Raw genomic sequence first — 19583 nt, forward strand, 5'->3', positions numbered from 1 at the left:
TCGACATACAACAATATGGGTAATTTACTCAGGCGAGAATGGAGTGATTTAGGTGTCGAATTTAAGAGAAGAAGCTCTTGAACTTCACAGAGTACATCAAGGAAAGCTAGAATCAGTTACGAAGGTGCCAGTGCGCGATGCACATGATTTAAGCCTAGCATACTCGCCTGGTGTAGCCGAGCCTTGCAAAGAGATTTTTAACGACCCTAGCAAAGTTTACGAATATACCATGAAAGGCAATCTGGTTGCCGTAGTTAGCGATGGAACAGCCGTGCTAGGACTTGGTAATATCGGTCCAGAAGCAGCCATGCCTGTTATGGAAGGGAAAGCTGTATTATTTAAATCTTTTGCTGGTGTAGATGCGTTTCCGATCTGCTTGAATACAACGGACAAAGAGAAGATTATTGAAACAGTAAAACTTCTAGAGCCGACTTTTGGAGGCGTGAATCTAGAAGATATCGCAGCACCTGCGTGCTTTGAAATCGAGGAACGTCTAAAAAAAGAAACCAATATTCCCGTGTTCCACGATGACCAGCACGGAACAGCAATTGTAACAGCTGCGGGTCTCATCAATGCTTTAAAATTAGTGAATAAAAAAATACAAGATATCCGTGTAGTTGCCAACGGTGCTGGTGCCGCTGGTATCGCAATTATTAAACTTTTAATTAGCATGGGTGTAAAAGAAGTAATTATGTGCGATACAAAAGGAATTGTGTATGAAGGTCGCCAATTTGGTATGAATCCAGTAAAAGAAGAAATTGCTTTGCTAACGAATCGTGAAAAAATGCAAGGCGATTTAGCAGATGCAATGGTTGGCGCTGACGTATTCATTGGTGTTTCTGCAGCAGGAGCTGTAACTCCTGAGATGGTTACATCTATGAACCGTGATGCTATTATTTTTGCAATGGCTAACCCTACACCTGAGATCATGCCGGAAGAGGCTAAAAAGGCAGGAGCGGCAGTGGTAGGAACAGGACGTTCAGATTTCCCAAATCAGGTTAATAATGTACTGGCATTCCCAGGTATTTTCCGTGGTGCGTTGGATACAAGGGCGACTCAAATCAATGAAGAAATGAAATTAGCGGCTGTTTATGCTATCGCTGATTTAATCGATGGAGATCAGTTACATGCTGATTTTGTTATCCCAGCTCCGTTTGATGCTCGTGTTGCTTCGAACGTAGCAGCTGCAGTTGCTAAAGCTGCGATGGATAGCGGTGTAGCTCGTCTAACTGTTGATCTAGAAGAAATAAAAGCAAAAACAGTAAAACTTTCTGCTTTCTCATATCAAGAATAGCAAGTAGCTGTATAAGAGAAGGCGATAGAAATCGCCTTCTACTGATTTTTAGCCGAAGGAGTGGAGTACTATGACAGACTCCTCCACCAATCGGAAAGTGTATGAAGGAATTCTCATGCAATTGAACGAAATCATTGCAGAAGAGAATTTACGTCCTGGGGATAAACTCCCCTCAGAGCGAGAGCTTTCCGAGCGATTAAGTGTTGGGCGTTCCTCTGTACGTGAGGCGCTCCGAGCTTTAGAGCTGTTGGGTCTAATAGAGACGAGACGTGGGGAAGGCACCTTTTTGAAGCATTATCGGCATAACCGGTTGATCGATTTATTAGGTTCTTACATTCTACGGGACGCAAAAACAAAAAAAGATCTCGTAGAAATGCGCAAGATTCTAGAACTGGATGCTGTACGTCTTGCGTGCACCCGAGCAGGTAGTAAGCACTTTGAGGAAATGGAACGCATTCTGGATTCTGCTTGGGATAAGTTGGAGCAAGGAGACATTCCATGGGAGGAAGATTACTTATTTCATCGGGTCATATGTAGATCGAGCCGCAATTCTGTCTTACACCGAATATGGGCTCCACTCGTGGAATATAGTGGCGGAATTCGCAAAGACTCTTTAGCGCGTGAGGGAAGAGCGCGTATTGCTCATCAGGAACATGTGCAAGTTATGGAGGCAATCCGCGAAGGTAATGAATTAAAGGCGATGGAATATATGAAGGTACATCTTGACAACAGCATGTTATAAATTGCAGGTGCTGTAGGGGCTGTGATATGATGAGGCACAGATTGTCAGATTTACAGCAGTAAGGAGGATTATCATGTGGACTGTCATCTACATCGCTCCTAGCGCCAAGATTGCCGAACGTATTCAACACCGTTTAACAAGTGAAGGATTTCTGGTGAAGGTTCGTGAGGCTAAAGTATCCAAACAATATGAGATACTGGTGCCAGAGGGCGAACTGTCCGAAGTGCAAGAGGTTCTCGGCACGGTTCTTCACTGAAACAAATGTGAGGTGATAGTGTGCTCAAAGATCTTTTTGGGAAAAAGCGCAAATTTGCGACTGTACCTAGCGTGTCAATGACGCAACAAGCTCCGACTGTTGAACCGAAAGAGGTTCCAGAAGGTCTTATGCATAAATGTTCCCATTGTGGATCGATCCATTATTCCAAGGATTTGGAGAAAAATTTAAAAGTCTGTAAAGGCTGTCAGCATCATTTTCCTATGTCTTCTCCAGAGCGTGTTCAATCGCTACTGGATAATGGTAGTTTTACAGAAGAATTTGATGCTGAGTTAATTTCAGATAACCCTCTTCAATTTCCGGGTTATGAAGATAAATTAGAACAAGATCGTACCAAAACAAATTTGAATGAAGCGGTTATTACGGGAGAGGGTCTGCTTCAGGGGATACCTGTTGTATTAGGTGTCATGGATTCACGTTTTCGAATGGGAAGCATGGGTGCAGTTGTTGGTGAAAAGATTACACGGGCGATTGAACGCGCTATTGAGCGTAAGCTGCCATTTATCCTGTTCTCTGCTTCTGGTGGAGCACGTATGCAGGAAGGAATGATCAGTCTAATGCAGATGGCTAAAACAAGCTCTGCATTGGCTCAATTGGCGAATGAACGATTGTTATATATCTCTGTATTAACTCATCCAACTACCGGTGGTGTATCTGCTAGTTTTGCGTCTCTTGGTGATTTTAATATTGCCGAGCCAGGTGCACAGATTGGCTTTGCAGGTCGTCGTATTATTGAGCAAACGATTCGTCAGGAGCTTCCTAAAGATTTTCAGACTGCGGAGTTTCTATTAAAGCATGGACAGCTTGACATGGTGGTGCATCGCAAGGATATGCGTGAGACTTTAGGTACGTTGGTCGCTTTGCACACAAATAGGGAGGTAGAATAAATGGCAACAGATCTCTCATTTGAAAAACCATTAGTAGAGCTGCACGATAAAATTAAAGAACTCCGTAAGTTTACAGAAGAAAAAGGGATTGATTTTACAGATGAAGTAAAGCGTCTGGAGGCAAAAGCGAAAGATTTGGCTGAGCAAATTTACGGGAACTTAACCCCGTGGCAACGCGTACAGATTTCTCGTCATCCAGAGCGTCCCACAACATTTGATTATATCAAGCATATTTTTACTGATTTTATGGAACTACATGGGGATCGTTCCTATGGAGATGATATGGCGATTGTTGGTGGTATTGCACGCTTGGAAGGTCGACCTGTCACTGTTATCGGTCATCAAAAGGGGAAAGATACCAAAGAAAATATTAGTCGTAATTTTGGTATGGCTCATCCAGAGGGCTATCGTAAAGCGTTGCGGTTAATGAAGCAGGCCGAGAAATTTGGTCGACCGATCATTACGTTTATTAATACGCAAGGAGCTTATCCAGGTAAAGCAGCAGAAGAGCGCGGACAGAGTGAAGCGATTGCTCGGAATTTGCTTGAAATGGCTAACTTTACGGTTCCTATTATTTGTGTGGTCATCGGAGAAGGCGGTAGTGGAGGGGCTCTAGGCATTAGTGTCGGTAACCATATCTATATGCTAGAGAACTCCGTTTATTCGGTTATTTCTCCAGAGGGAGCTGCAGCTCTTTTATGGAAAGATTCTAGTCTTGCTATGCGAGCAGCAGAAACCATGAAAATTTCTGCCCCAGATTTATTAGAATTAGGTATTATCGATCAAATTATTCCGGAACCATTTGGTGGGGCACATCGTGATTTAATCCAACAAGCTGGCTTTATTAAACAGTCATTGCTTAATGGTTTGACTGAGCTTGAAAAACTGTATCCTAATGAATTAGTACAGCATCGTTATAACAAATTTAAACAAATTGGCACATTTACTTCCCTTTCATAAAAAAGGGGAGTTTTTTGCTTTTTTAGACGCTGAAAATCTGTTAGAATCAGTATTCGGAAGACGAACTTGGCAAAAAAAGAAAAACTAACAAAAAGTATGTCACAAATTCCAAAATGGAATGGCTAAAACCGGAAGTTTGTTGTATAACAGCCTATTAATATACGCCATTTATACATACTGCGTGACTAATTTACCGAATTGGTATAACACCATCATGATTACCAAATTATTGGGTAAATATTTATTGTTTCGATCGTATGAATATGGTGTTTTGTAACATGTAGGCAGGTTTTTTGTTTACAAAACTTTCCCCAGGTTTCTCATTTTCGTTACCAATAGAAAATGATGCAGAGAGCCATCCTAAGGAAAGGAGAAAATGAAGAGGTGAGTACTATGAAAAAAATTGCTGTTTTAACTAGTGGTGGCGATGCTCCAGGTATGAACGCGGCTGTCCGTGCTGCGGTACGTCGAGCTATTTACAAAGGCGTTCAGATTTTTGGAGTTTACAATGGATATAATGGTCTTATTAGCGGTAACATCAAGGAATTAACCCTTGGTTCTGTAGGTGACATTATTCATCGTGGTGGTACAATGCTTTTCACAGCTCGTAGTGACGAGTTCAGAACGGAAGAGGGACGAGCAAAAGCGGTTGAACAATTAAAGAAACATGGAATCGAAGGGCTAATTGTTGTCGGGGGAGATGGTTCGTTCCGCGGTGCGCAAAAACTAACCCAACTTGGATTCCCAACCATTGGTGTTCCAGGTACAATTGATAATGATATCCCATGCACTGACTTTACAATTGGCTTTGACACAGCATTAAACACTGTAGTAGAATGCATTGACAAAATCCGCGATACGGCTACTTCCCATGAGCGTACGTACATTGTTGAGGTTATGGGACGTGATGCAGGTGACTTGGCTCTGTGGGCTGGTTTGGCTGCCGGAGCAGAATCCATCATCATTCCTGAGGCAGATACGGATATGAAAGATATTCTGGAGCGTCTACGTTCAGGTCATCGCCGTGGTAAAAAGCATTCCATCATCATTGTTGCAGAAGGGGTAGGTCAAGCTTCACAGTTCGCTGATGTGATTAAGGCAGAAACAGGCTGGGAAACTCGTGTAACTGTTCTGGGACATATTCAACGTGGTGGCTCTCCAACTGCTTTCGACCGTATGTTAGCAAGTCGTTTAGGTGCAGCTGCTGTCGATTTGCTACTTGAAGGCAAAGCGGATCGTATGGTTGGAATTAAGAACAATAACATAGTAGACGTTGACATTGATGAAGCGCTTGATCAAAAACATCAACTTGACTTGTCCGTTTACCAATTAGCGCGTTCTCTATCCATTTAATTGGTAACTTTTCAAGAAGCATAAAAATTTCAGTGGCGTTCTAATGGAACTATTTAGGTTAGGAACGCCCTGTTCTTTTGTAATACTAAGCAATTTTTGGAGGGATTATTTTGTTACGCAAGGCTAAAATCGTATGTACTATTGGACCGGCATCAGAATCGGTGGAAACACTAAAAAAACTAATTAGCGCGGGTATGAACGTAGCGCGTTTAAACTTTTCTCACGGTGACTTTGAAGAGCATGGAGCTCGTATTAGAAATATTCGTCAGGCAGCAAAAGAAACAGGGAAATTGGTAGCTATCCTGTTGGATACGAAAGGACCTGAAATTCGTACAGGTAGCATGTCTGTAGACTCCGTAGAGCTAGTAGAAGGCAATACCTTCACCCTAACAACAAAAGAGATGGCTGGAACAACTGAGCGTGTATCAATCACATATCCTGAGCTTCCTAACGATGTAAAAGTAGGTAGCCAAATTCTAATCGATGATGGTCTGATCGGTCTGGAAGTTACAAAAATTGAAGGTACTGAAATCATTTGTGTTATCAAAAACGGTGGTACATTAAAAAGTAAAAAAGGTGTAAACGTTCCTGGAGTTTCGATCAACTTGCCAGGTATTACAGAGAAGGACGCAGCAGATATCAAATTTGGTATCGAGCAAGGCGTTGACTTTATCGCGGCTTCCTTTGTTCGTAAGGGTTCTGACGTATTGGAAATCCGTGAAATTCTTGATAAACATGGGGCGAAAATTGACATCATCTCCAAGATCGAAAACCAAGAGGGTGTTGACAACATCGATGAAATTTTGGCAGTATCCGATGGTTTAATGGTAGCTCGTGGAGACCTTGGTGTTGAAATTCCAGTTGAGGAAGTTCCTGTTTGCCAAAAAATGATGATTCAAAAATGTAACTTGCTTGGTAAACCAGTTATCACAGCAACACAAATGTTGGATTCTATGCAACGCAACCCACGCCCAACTCGTGCGGAAGCAAGTGACGTAGCGAATGCAATTTATGATGGTACAGATGCTATCATGCTATCTGGAGAAACAGCAGCAGGTAAATATCCAGTAGAATCTGTTCAAACAATGAACAGCATCGCTCTTCGTGCAGAGCAAAGCTTGAACTATCGTGAAGTAATGAAAGCTCATGCTTCCTGCAACCGTGTAACAGTAACAGACGCAATTTCTCAAGCAGTAGTAAAATCCGCTCTAGACCTAAATGCAGCGGCTGTTATCTCTTCTACAGAAAGTGGACATACAGCTCGTCTTGTTTCTAAATACCGTCCTAAGGCACCAATTATCGCAGTAACTCCACATCAAGGTGTTGCTCGTCGCCTCTCTCTAATGTATGGAGTGTATCCAGTTGTAACGAAGCAAGCAGAAACAACAGATGAAATGTTTGACATCGCTGTACGTGAAGCTTTGACAACAGGTATGGTTAAATATGGTGATTTGGTTGTAATCACAGCAGGTGTTCCTGTTCGCGAAACAGGTACAACAAACCTATTGAAAATCCATGTGATTGGCGATGTACTTGCCAAAGGACAAGGAATTGGGCAAAAAGTAGTAACTGGTAATGTTGTAGTTGCTCGCACAGCAGAAGAGGCAATGAAAAAAGTACAAAAAGGCTCCATCTTGGTATGTCTAGGTACTGATTCTGATATGATTCCTGCATTTGAACGTGCAGCCGCTGTTATCACAGAAGAAGGCGGACTCACTTCTCATGCAGCTATTGTTGGCTTGAACTTAAATACACCTGTTGTAATCGGTGTAAACAATGCTACAGCTATCTTTAAGGATGGCATGGAAGTAACTGTTGATTCAGAACGTGGAAAAATCTTTACTGGCATGGCTCCTGTACTGTAACAAACGTTCGTTTCTTATGAAGAAAAGGACTATCGAGATTATTCGATGGTCCTTTTTGTGCTACTATATGAGAAAAGGTTTTACAAAGATAGGAGGCTATAATGAAATGAATCCAGCTTTTTATCATACCTATCATCTTCGGGTTCGCTACAGCGAAACAGATCAAATGAAAATCGTGTATCATACAAACTATCTAACATGGTTTGAACTTGGACGAACTGAATATATTAGAGAAATAGCTGGAATATCCTATAAAGGGGTAGAAGAAAAAGGAGTACTTTTACCAGTAACCAACGCTACTCTGTCTTTTCATTCACCAGCTCGATACGACGATGAGATTGAGATTCGTACGTCTATTGAGTATCTAACCCCCATTCGTATGAATCTTGGTTATGAGATTTATCGAGTAAATGACAATAAATTATTGGTGACAGGGAAAACGGAGCATGTTTTTACGAATCCACAAATAAAACCAATTCGTCTTCCTAAAGTGATTCCAGAACTGTATTCCTGTTTACAATCTGAGTATGAAAAATGTCTCACGTAATAGTTGGTTTGATTATCAGGCAGAGGAAGTGATATGCCCATGTGGTTACGAATTTTGTTTGTGCTTTTTTTAATCATACCGATTTTGGAAATTTGGGGAGTCATTGCAGTAGGAAAAATGATTGGAGGACCATGGACGATCCTTTTGGTTATTTTAACATCAGTGGTAGGGGCATATCTTGCTAAAAAACAAGGAACGCAGACTTTAAAATTGTTACAATTACAGCTATCACGAGGGCAAATGCCAACCGACGCGTTGTTGGATGGATTGTTTATCTTATTTGGTGGTTTTTTACTTGTTTTTCCTGGGTTTTTCACCGATATAATTGGTATTATCTTTTTAATACCATACACGAGAATGATAGGACGTTATTTCTTAAAAGCATGGATTATGTCGATGATTGCTTCTGGGAAAATGATAAAGTTTATTCATTTTAGAAGATAATGGGATAGGGGCCATCAACCTGACGGGAGACGGGCCTCTATTTTTGTTGAATAGAAAATTGTGGGGTGACTAGCTGGAGTTGCTAAAGAAGTAGGTAGCGTACTTACTGCGTTGTTTGAAACATGAAAAAGGCGCCAAGTCCATATGTAGGAGGCGCCTTCAACTCTAGGAAGTAAACACATATTACAAATCAAATGATCTACAACTTACCCTTTACCACATACATCCATAAATCTTCAAAGATTTTCGCCTTAACTAAAGCATTGATAATCACTAGACTAACGGGTCCAATGATCAAACCTAACACCCCAAACAATTCTAATCCCGCAAATAAGGCTACCAATGTGAGCAAGGGGTCTAGTCCTACATTTTCAGCAACAATCTTTGGTTCAATAATCTGACGGAAAATCACAACTATGCCATACAAAACAGAAAGGCCTACAACCAGCCCATATTGCCCCTTAAAGAATAAGAAAATGATCCATGGGACAAATACTGTACCTGTGCCCAAATATGGCAGTAAATCAACTAAACCGGTTAATAACCCTATCGTAACAGCATACTCCACTCGTAAGACTAAAAGACCGATAATTACAACGGCTGCGGTAATTGAGATGAGAGTGAGCTGCGCTTTTAAAAAGCCTACTAATGCGGAACGCAAGTCTAGAATGATTTGATCCATTCGGTGATTAACACCTGTGGGTAAAATCCTGAGCATGCGTGATTTCCACAGATAAAAATCCTTACTCAAGAAAAATGCACCTAACAAAGAAATGACAAATACCGTACCTAAGCTTGGCAGTGACAAAAGGAAGGCATTGATGCCAGATAATGCTCCAACGATAATCGTTTGAAAGCTATTACTAATCGTATGAAGTGCTTCTTTCAAGTTAGAATCAATAGTGGTCTGAGAGTTTAAATCCAGTTGTGTATAGAAAAACTGGAAACGCTGATATAAATTTGCGATAAAATCGTGGGTTAGAAAATTTTGGATATATCCAGTAAACTCTACGGAAAGTCTAGGTAATAACTTGACCAAATTTCCGATTTCATTTACGGTCGTATTGACCACCAATGTAATAACCCCAGTGACAATAAGTAACAAGAGTAGCAAAACTACTGTTACGGAGAGCCAACGGGGAAATCGAAGCCGTTCAGTTAAATTATTGACGGGACGGTTTACAATGAGCGCAATGATTAAAGAGATAATAAACGGGTAAATAAGAGGAGTGATCTTTGTGACTGCAAAATACAAGGCAACGATGCAAAGAATCACCCATAAAAAACGAATGCCTTGAAAAAGGCGCGTTAGCCAAGTTTCTGGGGTCAGTGTAGTTCCCTCCCGATCTATCAATTCATCAAACTGTCGATTTTTCTGTCACGTATTATTATGCAGGAAGAGATACATTTTACGCAAGTTTTAAGACATTTTGACCCTAAAGTATAACTGTTTGAATTTTTATCATTCACAAAATCGTCAATATCTTTTATAATTGGTGTCGAAATGTTGTTTTACTCTTTCTTTTCTAGTTTACCCGTTATATATCTTATGTCTTACTTTCCTGCCTTTTACTTTATGCAAAAGTTTATGCAAAAAGAAAATTCATTTTTTTCGCTTTTTTCGCAAAAGAGTTATAGGGGGAGAAGATTTATCAAGAAAAATAGCAATTAACCTATACAGAAAAGGAGAGACGCATATGACAGCTACTAAAGGTTTAGAAGGTGTTGTTGCTGCTCAATCAGCAGTCTGTTCAATCATTGATGGCGTATTGTGCTACAGAGGTATTAATGTTGATGAATTAGCTGAAAACGCTACCTTTGAAGAAGTGGTATATCTACTTTGGCATGGAGCCCTACCGAAGCGCGATCAGCTGGAAGCCTTCAAAAAGGAATTAGGAGCAAGCGCCCAAATCCCTCAAGAGCTAATTGAAAGCATTCGTAAATTTCCAGAAGGCGTTCACTCTATGGCGGCATTGCGCACAGCTGTCTCTTCGCTAGCGCTCTACGACAAAGAGGCACAGGAAATGTCAAAGGAAGCGAATTATCGTAAGTCAATCCGACTAACCGCTCAGACGCCCACTATCGTTGCGGCATATGACCGTCTTCGTAAGGGATTGGAACCGATTGCACCGAGAGAGGAGTATTCCATTGCGAAAAATTTCCTGTACATGCTTAGCGGAGAAGAACCATCGGATACGGCAGTGAAAGCATTTGATACGGCGTTAATTCTACATGCCGACCATGAATTTAATGCTTCTACTTTTGCAGCACGTGTGACAGTCGCAACTTTGACAGACATTTATTCTGGGGTGGTATCAGCGATCGGAACCTTGAAAGGACCATTGCATGGAGGAGCTAATGAAGCTGTGGCTACCATGCTGAAAAAAATCGGATCTGTAGACGAGGTCGTTCCTTTTATTCGTCAGGCTTTGAATAATAAGGAAAAAATCATGGGCTTTGGTCATCGTGTTTATAAAGATGGCGATCCGCGTGCAAAATGGTTGCGTCGTATGTCTAAAGAATTGACTGAACAACAAGGCAAAACGGAATTGTATGAAATGTCAGTGAAGATTGAAGAATTGGTTACAGGTGAAAAAGGATTAAAACCAAACGTAGACTTCTATTCTGCTTCGGTTTACGTATCACTAGGTCTAGCTATTGACCTATTTACTCCTATTTTTGCGATCAGCCGTATGTCCGGCTGGACAGCTCACATCATGGAGCAATATGAAAATAATCGCTTAATTCGCCCTCGTGCGGACTATATTGGGCCAGTAAATCAGAACTTTGTACTGATCGATCAAAGATAGTTGACTCGTAATGAAAATTCTGGAACTGCCAATCGTTGTAGATTTGGTGGTTCTGGGCATGTCTTTTGGCAGGATTTTCATGTATTATAAAAATAGATCAGATTATAAAAACATGGAGGGGTTCCTTTGTTTAAAAATCTTTCTGCACCAACACATGGAGAAAAAATCACCGTAGATAATGGCAAAATGGTTGTACCTAACAATCCAATTATTCCTTTTATTGAAGGGGACGGAACTGGACCTGATATTTGGAATGCATCTGTTCGCGTTTTAGATGCAGTAGTGGAAAAAGCATATAAGGGCGAGAAAAAAATCGCGTGGTTTGAAGTATTTGCTGGTGAAAAAGCATTTAATCAATATGGTGAGTGGTTGCCTGAAGATACATTAACAGCTGTTCGTGAATATCTGATCGCAATTAAAGGACCTTTGACAACTCCAGTTGGGGGTGGAATTCGGTCTATCAACGTAGCATTGCGTCAAGAGCTTGATCTGTATGCGTGCGTACGCCCTGTTCAATATTTCGACGGAGTACCATCTCCTGTTAAACATCCAGAGCTTACTGACATGGTGATCTTCCGTGAAAATACAGAAGATATTTATGCTGGTGTAGAATGGGCAGAGGGGTCCGATGAAGTTAAAAAAGTTATTCAATTCTTACAAAGTGAAATGGGCGTAAAGAAAATTCGCTTCCCAGAAACTTCTGGTATTGGTATTAAGCCTGTTTCCAAAGATGGTACAGAGCGTTTAGTTCGCGCTGCACTTGATTATGCTTTGGAAAACAACCGTAAATCTTTAACACTTGTTCACAAAGGTAATATCATGAAATTTACCGAAGGCGCATTCAAAAACTGGGGTTATGCTGTTGCTGAAGCGGAATATGGTGATAAAGTATTTACATGGGCACAGTACGACCGTTTAAAAGCGGAAGGTAAAGATGCCGATCAAGCTCAAAAAGAAGCAGAAGTAGCAGGCAAGCTAATCGTAAAAGATGTTATTGCAGACGCTTTCTTGCAACAAATCTTGACTCGTCCGGCAGAATATGATGTAGTAGCTACATTGAACTTAAATGGTGACTACATTTCCGACGCACTAGCTGCACAAGTTGGAGGTATTGGTATCGCCCCTGGTGCCAACATCAACTATTTGACTGGTCATGCCATTTTTGAAGCAACCCATGGTACAGCTCCAAAATATGCTGGTCTTGATAAAGTAAATCCATCTTCTGTAATCTTGTCTGGTGAAATGATGCTTCGTCATTTAGGTTGGAATGAAGCAGCTGATATGTTGATAGCAGCAATGGAGAAAACAATTGCATCAAAAGAAGTAACGTATGATTTTGCCCGTCTGATGGATGGTGCAAAAGAACTGAAAACATCTGAATTTGCAGATGCCTTAATCAAAAATCTATAGGAATCGAAAACTTGAGGAGGTCTATTACATGTCTTTCCAACGCAAAAAAATCGCAGTCATCGGTAGTGGTTTCACAGGTGCAACAACAGCTTTTATCCTAGCTCAAAAGGAATTGGGCGATGTTGTTCTTGTTGATATCCCTCAACTAGAGAATCCTACAAAAGGAAAAGCATTAGACATGATGGAATCTTCCCCTGTGCTAGGCTTTGATTCTAAAATCACAGGTACTTCTAACTATGCGGATATCCAAGGTGCTGATATGGTTATCATTACTGCTGGTATCGCTCGTAAACCTGGTATGTCCCGTGATGACTTGGTAAACACCAATGCTGGTATCATGAAATCAGTAGCAGAAAACGTAAAAATCTATGCTCCAAACTCAACAATTATCATATTGTCTAACCCAGTTGATGCAATGACTTACACATTCTATAAAGCATCTGGCTTCCCTAAAGAGCGCGTTATTGGTCAATCAGGTGTACTAGATACAGCTCGTTTCCGTACATTCGTGGCTGAAGAGTTAAACGTATCTGTAGAAGACGTAACAGGCTTCGTACTAGGTGGACACGGTGACGACATGGTTCCACTTGTTCGTTACTCCTATGCTGGTGGTATCCCACTAGAAACATTAATTCCAAAAGATCGCCTTGATGCAATCGTGGAACGCACTCGTAAAGGTGGCGGTGAAATCGTTAGCTTGCTAGGTAATGGTTCCGCTTACTATGCACCGGCTGCTTCTTTAGTACAAATGGCAGAAGCAATCTTAAAAGACAAAAAACGCATTCTTCCATCTATTGCTTTATTGCAAGGTGAATATGGCTACCAAGATCTATACCTAGGTGTTCCAACCTTGCTTGGTAAAGATGGTATCGAAAAAATCTATGAACTAGAACTGACAGAAGACGAAAAAGCAGCTTTGGAAAAATCTGCTGACGCTGTTCGTAATGTCATCAAAGTTCTTCAATAGAAAAAAGAATAAACAAAAAGGAGAGCCATCGTTGCTCTCCTTTTTGTTTGTAACCGCTATCTCTCCCTCAACTAAGCCATCCATAAATCCTTACAGGAAGAAAACCAATTCTTTACAAGAAAATTACTTGCACCGCTAAATGTCATCTGTCAGACTGAGATTACAAGCCTAGAATACCAAACATAAAGGTAATACTATTGAAGAGATAAGTTGAGACTTACATGTAGGGGGAAGCATAGTGACGAAGATTTTGGTAGTAGAAGATGAGGTATCTATTTCTAAATTGATTCAATTTAATTTGGAAAAGGCGGGTTATGAGGTTATTACCGCTTTTGATGGCAGACAGGCGTTAACAATGGCGCGTGAAGAGAAGCCAGATTTTATCATCTTAGACCTAATGCTTCCGTATATGGATGGTCTAGATGTCTGCAAAACACTTCGCCAGGAACGAATTAATACGCCTATCCTTATCTTGACGGCAAAAGAAGATGAGCTAGACAAAATTTTAGGGCTTGAATTGGGAGCAGATGATTATATCACAAAGCCCTTTAGCCCTAGAGAAGTAGTCGCTCGAGTCAAAGCGATTCTGCGTCGTTTCAATGCTAAACCAGAACCAGATCAGGAAAAAGAAGAAGAACGTCAGTACTCATTTGGAGAAATTATAATCTATCCGGAAAAATATGAGGTCTTCCTCCGTGACGAGAAGGTGGAATTGACACCTAAAGAATTTGAATTGCTTCAATACCTTGCAAGTAACGTTGGACGCGTCTTAACACGTGACCAATTGCTTAATGCAGTATGGAATTATGATTTTGTAGGTGATTCTCGCATTGTAGACGTACATGTCAGCCATTTGCGGGAAAAATTGGAGCATGATACCAAAAACCCACGTTATATTAAAACGGTACGTGGTCTCGGATATAAATTAGAAGGCTAGGCCACAGGGAGGGTACAGTGAATCGATTTCGCCTGAAGCTTACCTTTACAATACTAAGTTTAATTTCGCTTGTTCTTATTGTGATTGGGATATTTATTGGAAAAGTGATGGAACAATCTTATTTACAGATGCAATATGATCTTTTGAGAAAAGAAGCCTTATTTATCTCGGAAACGATCATTGATCCAAAAATATTAACTCAGCAAGAGCGTTTAGAAGCCCAAATCCAGCATTTTACTGAATCTATGGAGGTACGTATCACTGTTGTTAATCCTTTAGGAGTAGTAATGGCGGATACCTCAGGTGTAGACCAAAAACTGAAAAATCATGCACATCGGTCAGAGATTGAAGCGGCCCTCCGTGGGCAAGTAGGAATCGCACATCGGGAAAGTGATACGTTGCATCAACAGATGATCTATGTGGCTGTGCCATTAAAGGATAATAAAACAGGACAAGTTGTTGGGGCTGTCCGTTCAGCTATGTCAATGCAAGCCATTACTCAATCTGTCCATCAGATGTGGTTTAGTTTGGTCATGGGACTTGTAATTACTCTGATTATCGGGAGCATTGTCAGTTCACATATCTCTCATGGTATTACAAAACCAATTGAGGAGATTATCCGTGTAGCGAGAAATATTACGCAGCGTCAATATGAGAGTCGCGTCAAAATTAAACCACGTGATGAATTAGGTCAATTGGCAACAGCGATTAATTTTATGGCATCTAGCTTGGAGCAACAGATGTATCAGATATCGGAGAATCAGCAACGCTTAACAGGGGTGCTGGCGACGATGCCAAGCGGCGTAATTTTAATCGCGGAGAATAGGCGAATTGAGCTTATTAATAATGCAGTTGAAAAAATGTTGAACATATCTAGTTCTGAATTAGTAGGAAAATTACATTTTGAAGCAGGGCATAATTACGGTTTTAGTAAGCATATTGATGACGTAATGCGCACGGGGGAACGGAAGCGGGATGAGATTCATATTTTTTACCCAACAGAGCGGATAATCTACGCTGATTTTTCGTCTTATGTGAATTACCGTGGAGAAATTAAAGGCGTCCTGGCTGTGTTAAATGACATTACAGATATCCGCCGATTAGAAAAGATGCGCAGTGATTTTGTTGCCAATGTTTCACATGAGTTACGAACACCTATTACTTCTATTAAAGGTTTCACGGAAACGCTATTAGACGGAGCGCTTAAAGATGAAGAGATTAGCAGGCATTTTTTGCAAATTATTTACGATGAGAGTGAGCGTCTTTTTCGATTAATTAGTGACATTCTAGATTTATCAAAAATTGAGCAGAAACGAATAACACTGACATACACCGAGGTGGAGATGCACCCGCTAATACAAGAAACAGCAGTCTTACTTCGGGAACAACTACAACGAAAAGAGCTTCAGCTCATTTTACCTTCCGATCAAGGAATTATGCTAAGGGCTGATAAGGATTGCTTGCAACAGATTTTACTTAACCTGCTGGCTAATGCGATTGCTTATACACCAGAGGGCGGCAAGATCACGATTGAACTGAAAAGAGACGAGGATTATCTTTACTTAGATGTGGCTGATACGGGTATAGGAATTCCAGAAGGTGATCTTGGGCGTATTTTTGAGCGATTTTATCGTGTCGACAAAGCACGATCACGTGACTCTGGTGGAACCGGCTTAGGCTTAGCTATTGTGAAGCACATATGTGAGTCTTTACATGGATCAATTACAGTAAGCAGTACTGAGGGTGTTGGCTCTGTGTTTTCTGTTACGTTACCGTTGGACAATCCAATCTCATAATGATGAAAGTAAAAATAGAGTGTCAAACTGCCAGTACAGTTATAGCACTCTATTTTTGACTGAAAAGATTTCCTGTACGTTAAAAAGATTTCCTGAGTAATCAGCTATCGAGTGAAATAATCACCTCTTGTTAATACTACAGGAGGGAGGTGCTGGATTCTGTGATTAGTTTGATGGCAGGCTTGATGCTGGTTTTACAATTGCAAGGAAATGTACCAGTTACTCATAGTATGAATCAGGATGTCGTCTCGATAGACCGAAAAGCGTTTATGCTTCCGTTTACACAGTTGCCTATTTTGGATATTTATAAACTGGAAGCGCATATGTCGAGGCTTGAGGGACAAGTGTATCGTGCTCCAGTGAATGCTAGATGGGATGAACATGGGAAAATCATCCCAGAAAAACGTGGACAACGTTTAGATCGTCAAGCTTTTATGGAATCATTTATTTCCTATTTTTATTCCAATGAACAAACTCAATTACAAATCCCCACTCGTACGGTCCTACCTAAAGTAGATACTTCATTATTGAAAGAGGTTTCACAAAAACAGATTGGGGCTTATGTTACTTATTATAATCCTCGCAATAAGAATCGAGCTAGTAATATTGCCCTCTCTAGTAAAGCCATCGACAATGTGGTGTTGTTCCCAGGAGAAACATTCTCTTTTAACCAAACAGTCGGAGAAAGAACAAAAAAAAGGGGATACTTACCTGCTCCAGTAATTGTTCGTGGGGAATTATCGGAAGGAATTGGTGGAGGAATTTGTCAGGTTTCTTCTACTTTATATAATGCAGTGGACAAGTCGGGGTTAAAAATTTTACAGCGTTATGCCCATAGTCGTAATGTTGCTTATGTACCTCCAGGTAGAGACGCGACAGTTAGCTGGGATGGTCCCGATTTTCGTTTTCAAAATCGCTACGCATACCCAATCCTTATACGAGCAAAAGCTATTCATGGCATGATGGTTGTGCGGGTATTTTCTTTTTCTGATTTAGATTATGATCCGCGCGAAGTACCTACTGTTCGTAAGCGATTGCCTGAAGAAACCGATCAACCGTTGGATAATGAAAGTAGTAAATTACACCAAAAACTGCCAATACACTAAGTAAACCTCCACTCTCTTAAAAGGCCTAGGTTATAAGCAAAGTATAATTAATAATTGAAAAAAGTTGCAATCAACTATAAATGTTTCTATCATTATTACTAGGTTTCTACTAGAGACGATTCAAAAGAAAGAGGGAGTGAGATGAAAACCTATGGCTAAGCAGCACAAAAAAACGACCCTATCTTCGTTTTTACTAAAGTTTATTTTTATTACCATTGGAGCCATTATGATGGCTGTATCACTGGAGCTATTCCTTGTTCCTAACAAAGTGATTGACGGAGGAATTGCTGGTATCTCCATTATGATGTCTTCCATTACCAATTTACCATTGGGATTATTTCTCTTCTTTTTCAACTTGCCATTCTTGATTGTAGGCTTCAAGCAAATCGGTAAAACCTTTGCTATTTCTACTTTGTATGGAATCGCAATCATGTCATTAACGACTTCCATGCTCCATCATGTACCCGCATTTACGAATGAAAAAATGCTCGCCGTTTTGTTTGGTGGAGTTATTCTCGGGGTGGGTGTAGGTCTTGTTATCCGTTTTGGGGGTACATTAGATGGAACAGAAATCGTCGCGATTCTCCTATCTAAAAAAACGAGAGTCCCTGTTGGGCAGCTCATCATGTTTATTAACGTATTTATCTTTATCATGGCTGGTTTTGTATTTGAATGGGATTCTGCTATGTATTCTATTTTTACGTATTACATAGCCTTTAAACTGATTGATGTTGTCGTAGAGGGTTTAAACGAATCCAAATCAGTCACAATTATTTCGAAAGAATACGAAGAGATTTCTGAGGCGATCAATGCACGTTTGGGGCGTAGTACAACTTATGTCTATGCACGAGGCGGATATAGCAAGGAAGAGACACAAATGATCTATTGTGTGGTGACGCGTTTGGAAGTGGCTAAGCTTCGTGCCATTATTCAAGAGATTGACGACAATGCCTTCATCGCCATTGAGCATGTTTCTGATGTAACTGGTGGTAATTTTGCCAAAAAAGATATTCATTAGACAAAAACAAAAATCCCTTGTCAAAAAACAAGGGATTTTTACTATTTTCACCATAAAAAATGAATCACTCGGGCGACCATATATCCAAGCACAATTGTCCAAATCACTTTTCCCCATCTGGGAAGGTTAGCTATATATTCACCCATTCCTTTACTAAAATTACGTCGTTTCATTTTGATTCAGCTCCTCCTTTGGCTTGCTAAAGCGGATAAAAAGGAAAATTCCGAACAGAATGATGAAGCCGCCAATCCATTGTGGCAAGGTAACAATATCACCAAATATGATATAAGCAAGAATGCAGGTGCCAATCGGTTCAAAAAGAATCCCTACGGAAACCGTGGTTGTATTTAACCATTTAATGACCCAATTCAAAATAGAATGGCCAAGCAGAGTAGGGAAGAGAGCTAAACAGATAAACCATCCCCAGTCCGCGAGTGGATATCCTGTAAGTGGATGACCATAAAATAAACTGTGTCCAAGTAAAAAGACCGAACTAATGAGGTAGACAACAAAGCTATACGCTGTTGATGAAACACCACGTCGAAGATACTGTCCAATCAGCCAGTACATTGTCACAATAAATGCTGCAAGTAATGCTAGCAAATCTCCGTATAGGGCCATTCCTCCTACACGAAAATCTCCCCAACCAATTACGAAGCTACCCACGATAGCAAAAATGCCACCAGCCATAGCTAGTTTACTCAGGCGTTCTTTAAATAGAAAATAGCCACCGATAAAGGCAAATAGAGGTTGGAGCGTAACGAGTACTGTAGAACTAGCGATGGAAGTATAATTCAGCGAATCAAACCAGAGCAGGAAATGAGCGGCTAGGAAACCTCCAGATAGAATACTTAATATCCATTGCTTTCTGGTAAATTGAATGATTTCGCGCCAAGTACCTTTGTTTATAAACATAAAGGGTACGGTCAATACAACGGAAAACAACAGGCGATAGGTGGCAATGACTGGTGCAGGCGCCGATGATAGTTTAACGAAGATAGCAGAAGTTGAAATGGCTAAAACAGCTAAAAATAAGGCAATATAAGGCGGTATGATGGGTCTCTCCATGATTGCAATATCCTCTCAGTCACGACGGTTATAGTTATGTAAAAAATGAAAAAACAAGCTGAAATCAGTGGTCAGACCATATGAAGTCTGCCCTTATTTTACAAG

General features: G+C 40.6%; 19 protein-coding genes. 16 read left to right on the forward strand and 3 right to left on the reverse strand.

Going from position 1 to position 19583, the window contains the following annotated elements; genetic code table 11:
- Nucleotides 1-52: 52 nt before the first annotated feature.
- From ACQV1I_RS05195 to ACQV1I_RS05235, 9 genes are all read left to right on the forward strand, one after another.
- Entirely contained in the window at nucleotides 53-1294 is a 1242-nt protein-coding gene (locus ACQV1I_RS05195) for an NAD(P)-dependent malic enzyme (protein WP_104067328.1), read from the forward strand.
- A gap of 70 nt (nucleotides 1295-1364) precedes the next feature.
- The gene (locus ACQV1I_RS05200) at nucleotides 1365-2036 is read left to right on the forward strand and encodes a FadR/GntR family transcriptional regulator (RefSeq protein WP_018671451.1); all 672 of its coding nucleotides are present in this window, start codon (nucleotides 1365-1367) and stop codon (nucleotides 2034-2036) included.
- Nucleotides 2037-2109: 73 nt separating this feature from the next.
- Nucleotides 2110-2292, forward strand: coding sequence for a hypothetical protein (locus ACQV1I_RS05205; protein WP_003335246.1), 183 nt, complete (start codon nucleotides 2110-2112; stop codon nucleotides 2290-2292).
- A 20-nt stretch (nucleotides 2293-2312) separates the two neighbouring features.
- On the forward strand, nucleotides 2313-3197 hold the full coding sequence (gene accD, locus ACQV1I_RS05210) for an acetyl-CoA carboxylase, carboxyltransferase subunit beta (protein WP_116332995.1): 885 nt from the start codon (nucleotides 2313-2315) through the stop codon (nucleotides 3195-3197).
- The gene (gene accA / locus ACQV1I_RS05215) at nucleotides 3198-4157 is read left to right on the forward strand and encodes an acetyl-CoA carboxylase carboxyl transferase subunit alpha (protein ID WP_094700642.1); all 960 of its coding nucleotides are present in this window, start codon (nucleotides 3198-3200) and stop codon (nucleotides 4155-4157) included.
- 393 nt (nucleotides 4158-4550) lie between these two features.
- Nucleotides 4551-5510, forward strand: a complete 960-nt coding sequence (gene pfkA / locus ACQV1I_RS05220) for a 6-phosphofructokinase (RefSeq protein ID WP_018671448.1) — start codon at nucleotides 4551-4553, stop codon at nucleotides 5508-5510.
- A 110-nt stretch (nucleotides 5511-5620) separates the two neighbouring features.
- Entirely contained in the window at nucleotides 5621-7375 is a 1755-nt protein-coding gene (gene pyk, locus ACQV1I_RS05225; protein ID WP_094700641.1) for a pyruvate kinase, read from the forward strand.
- 106 nt (nucleotides 7376-7481) lie between these two features.
- Nucleotides 7482-7922 carry an acyl-CoA thioesterase gene (locus ACQV1I_RS05230; RefSeq protein WP_176452404.1) on the forward strand — a complete coding sequence of 147 codons (441 nt, stop codon included), beginning with the start codon at nucleotides 7482-7484 and terminating at the stop codon, nucleotides 7920-7922.
- A gap of 39 nt (nucleotides 7923-7961) precedes the next feature.
- Nucleotides 7962-8366 carry an FxsA family protein gene (locus ACQV1I_RS05235; RefSeq protein ID WP_018671445.1) on the forward strand — a complete coding sequence of 135 codons (405 nt, stop codon included), beginning with the start codon at nucleotides 7962-7964 and terminating at the stop codon, nucleotides 8364-8366.
- A gap of 199 nt (nucleotides 8367-8565) precedes the next feature.
- Here ACQV1I_RS05235 and ytvI read toward each other — a convergent pair whose 3' ends face one another.
- Complete coding sequence (gene ytvI, locus ACQV1I_RS05240; protein ID WP_116332997.1) at nucleotides 8566-9720, reverse strand: sporulation integral membrane protein YtvI; 1155 nt, start codon at nucleotides 9718-9720, stop codon at nucleotides 8566-8568.
- Nucleotides 9721-10063: 343 nt separating this feature from the next.
- Between ytvI and citZ the strand changes: the two genes are divergently transcribed.
- The 7 genes from citZ (at nucleotide 10064) to ACQV1I_RS05275 (ending at nucleotide 18410) form a co-directional block, all read left to right on the forward strand.
- Nucleotides 10064-11176: a citrate synthase gene (gene citZ, locus ACQV1I_RS05245; protein WP_116332999.1), complete on the forward strand. Its 1113-nt coding sequence runs from the start codon at nucleotides 10064-10066 to the stop codon at nucleotides 11174-11176.
- A 126-nt stretch (nucleotides 11177-11302) separates the two neighbouring features.
- Complete coding sequence (gene icd / locus ACQV1I_RS05250) at nucleotides 11303-12586, forward strand: NADP-dependent isocitrate dehydrogenase (RefSeq protein WP_116333001.1); 1284 nt, start codon at nucleotides 11303-11305, stop codon at nucleotides 12584-12586.
- 28 nt (nucleotides 12587-12614) lie between these two features.
- Nucleotides 12615-13553, forward strand: a complete 939-nt coding sequence (gene mdh / locus ACQV1I_RS05255) for a malate dehydrogenase (RefSeq protein ID WP_018671441.1) — start codon at nucleotides 12615-12617, stop codon at nucleotides 13551-13553.
- A gap of 238 nt (nucleotides 13554-13791) precedes the next feature.
- Nucleotides 13792-14490, forward strand: coding sequence for a response regulator transcription factor (locus tag ACQV1I_RS05260; protein WP_094700636.1), 699 nt, complete (start codon nucleotides 13792-13794; stop codon nucleotides 14488-14490).
- Nucleotides 14491-14507: 17 nt separating this feature from the next.
- A complete protein-coding gene (gene pnpS / locus ACQV1I_RS05265) occupies nucleotides 14508-16286 on the forward strand; it encodes a two-component system histidine kinase PnpS (RefSeq protein WP_104032388.1) in 1779 nt (592 codons plus the stop codon).
- A 161-nt stretch (nucleotides 16287-16447) separates the two neighbouring features.
- On the forward strand, nucleotides 16448-17392 hold the full coding sequence (locus tag ACQV1I_RS05270) for a VanW family protein (RefSeq protein WP_104067364.1): 945 nt from the start codon (nucleotides 16448-16450) through the stop codon (nucleotides 17390-17392).
- Nucleotides 17393-17543: 151 nt separating this feature from the next.
- Nucleotides 17544-18410, forward strand: a complete 867-nt coding sequence (locus tag ACQV1I_RS05275) for a YitT family protein (protein WP_094700635.1) — start codon at nucleotides 17544-17546, stop codon at nucleotides 18408-18410.
- A gap of 47 nt (nucleotides 18411-18457) precedes the next feature.
- On the opposite strand, the gene ACQV1I_RS05280 is transcribed toward ACQV1I_RS05275, so the two are convergent.
- Both ACQV1I_RS05280 and ACQV1I_RS05285 read right to left on the reverse strand, forming a co-directional pair.
- On the reverse strand, nucleotides 18458-18583 hold the full coding sequence (locus ACQV1I_RS05280) for a hypothetical protein (protein ID WP_018671436.1): 126 nt from the start codon (nucleotides 18581-18583) through the stop codon (nucleotides 18458-18460).
- Nucleotides 18570-19478 carry a DMT family transporter gene (locus ACQV1I_RS05285; protein WP_116333003.1) on the reverse strand — a complete coding sequence of 303 codons (909 nt, stop codon included), beginning with the start codon at nucleotides 19476-19478 and terminating at the stop codon, nucleotides 18570-18572. Before ACQV1I_RS05285 ends, ACQV1I_RS05280 begins: the two co-directional genes overlap by 14 nt.
- Nucleotides 19479-19583: the final 105 nt, after the last annotated feature.

Source organism: Brevibacillus sp. JB24b (assembly GCF_051713385.1).
Lineage (GTDB): Bacteria > Bacillota > Bacilli > Brevibacillales > Brevibacillaceae > Brevibacillus_B > Brevibacillus_B laterosporus.

Bases quoted from the DNA above. Each gene is read 5' to 3' on its own strand.
- ACQV1I_RS05200 (WP_018671451.1), top strand. From the start codon at position 1,365: ATGACAGACTCCTCCACCAATCGGAAAGTGTATGAAGGAATTCTCATG.
- ACQV1I_RS05205 (WP_003335246.1), top strand. From the start codon at position 2,110: ATGTGGACTGTCATCTACATCGCTCCTAGCGCCAAGATTGCCGAACGT.
- accA (WP_094700642.1), top strand. From the start codon at position 3,198: ATGGCAACAGATCTCTCATTTGAAAAACCATTAGTAGAGCTGCACGAT.
- pfkA (WP_018671448.1), top strand. From the start codon at position 4,551: ATGAAAAAAATTGCTGTTTTAACTAGTGGTGGCGATGCTCCAGGTATG.
- ACQV1I_RS05230 (WP_176452404.1), top strand. From the start codon at position 7,482: ATGAATCCAGCTTTTTATCATACCTATCATCTTCGGGTTCGCTACAGC.
- ACQV1I_RS05235 (WP_018671445.1), top strand. From the start codon at position 7,962: ATGTGGTTACGAATTTTGTTTGTGCTTTTTTTAATCATACCGATTTTG.
- citZ (WP_116332999.1), top strand. From the start codon at position 10,064: ATGACAGCTACTAAAGGTTTAGAAGGTGTTGTTGCTGCTCAATCAGCA.
- mdh (WP_018671441.1), top strand. From the start codon at position 12,615: ATGTCTTTCCAACGCAAAAAAATCGCAGTCATCGGTAGTGGTTTCACA.
- ACQV1I_RS05275 (WP_094700635.1), top strand. From the start codon at position 17,544: ATGGCTAAGCAGCACAAAAAAACGACCCTATCTTCGTTTTTACTAAAG.
- ACQV1I_RS05280 (WP_018671436.1), bottom strand. From the start codon at position 18,583: ATGAAACGACGTAATTTTAGTAAAGGAATGGGTGAATATATAGCTAAC.
- ACQV1I_RS05285 (WP_116333003.1), bottom strand. From the start codon at position 19,478: ATGGAGAGACCCATCATACCGCCTTATATTGCCTTATTTTTAGCTGTT.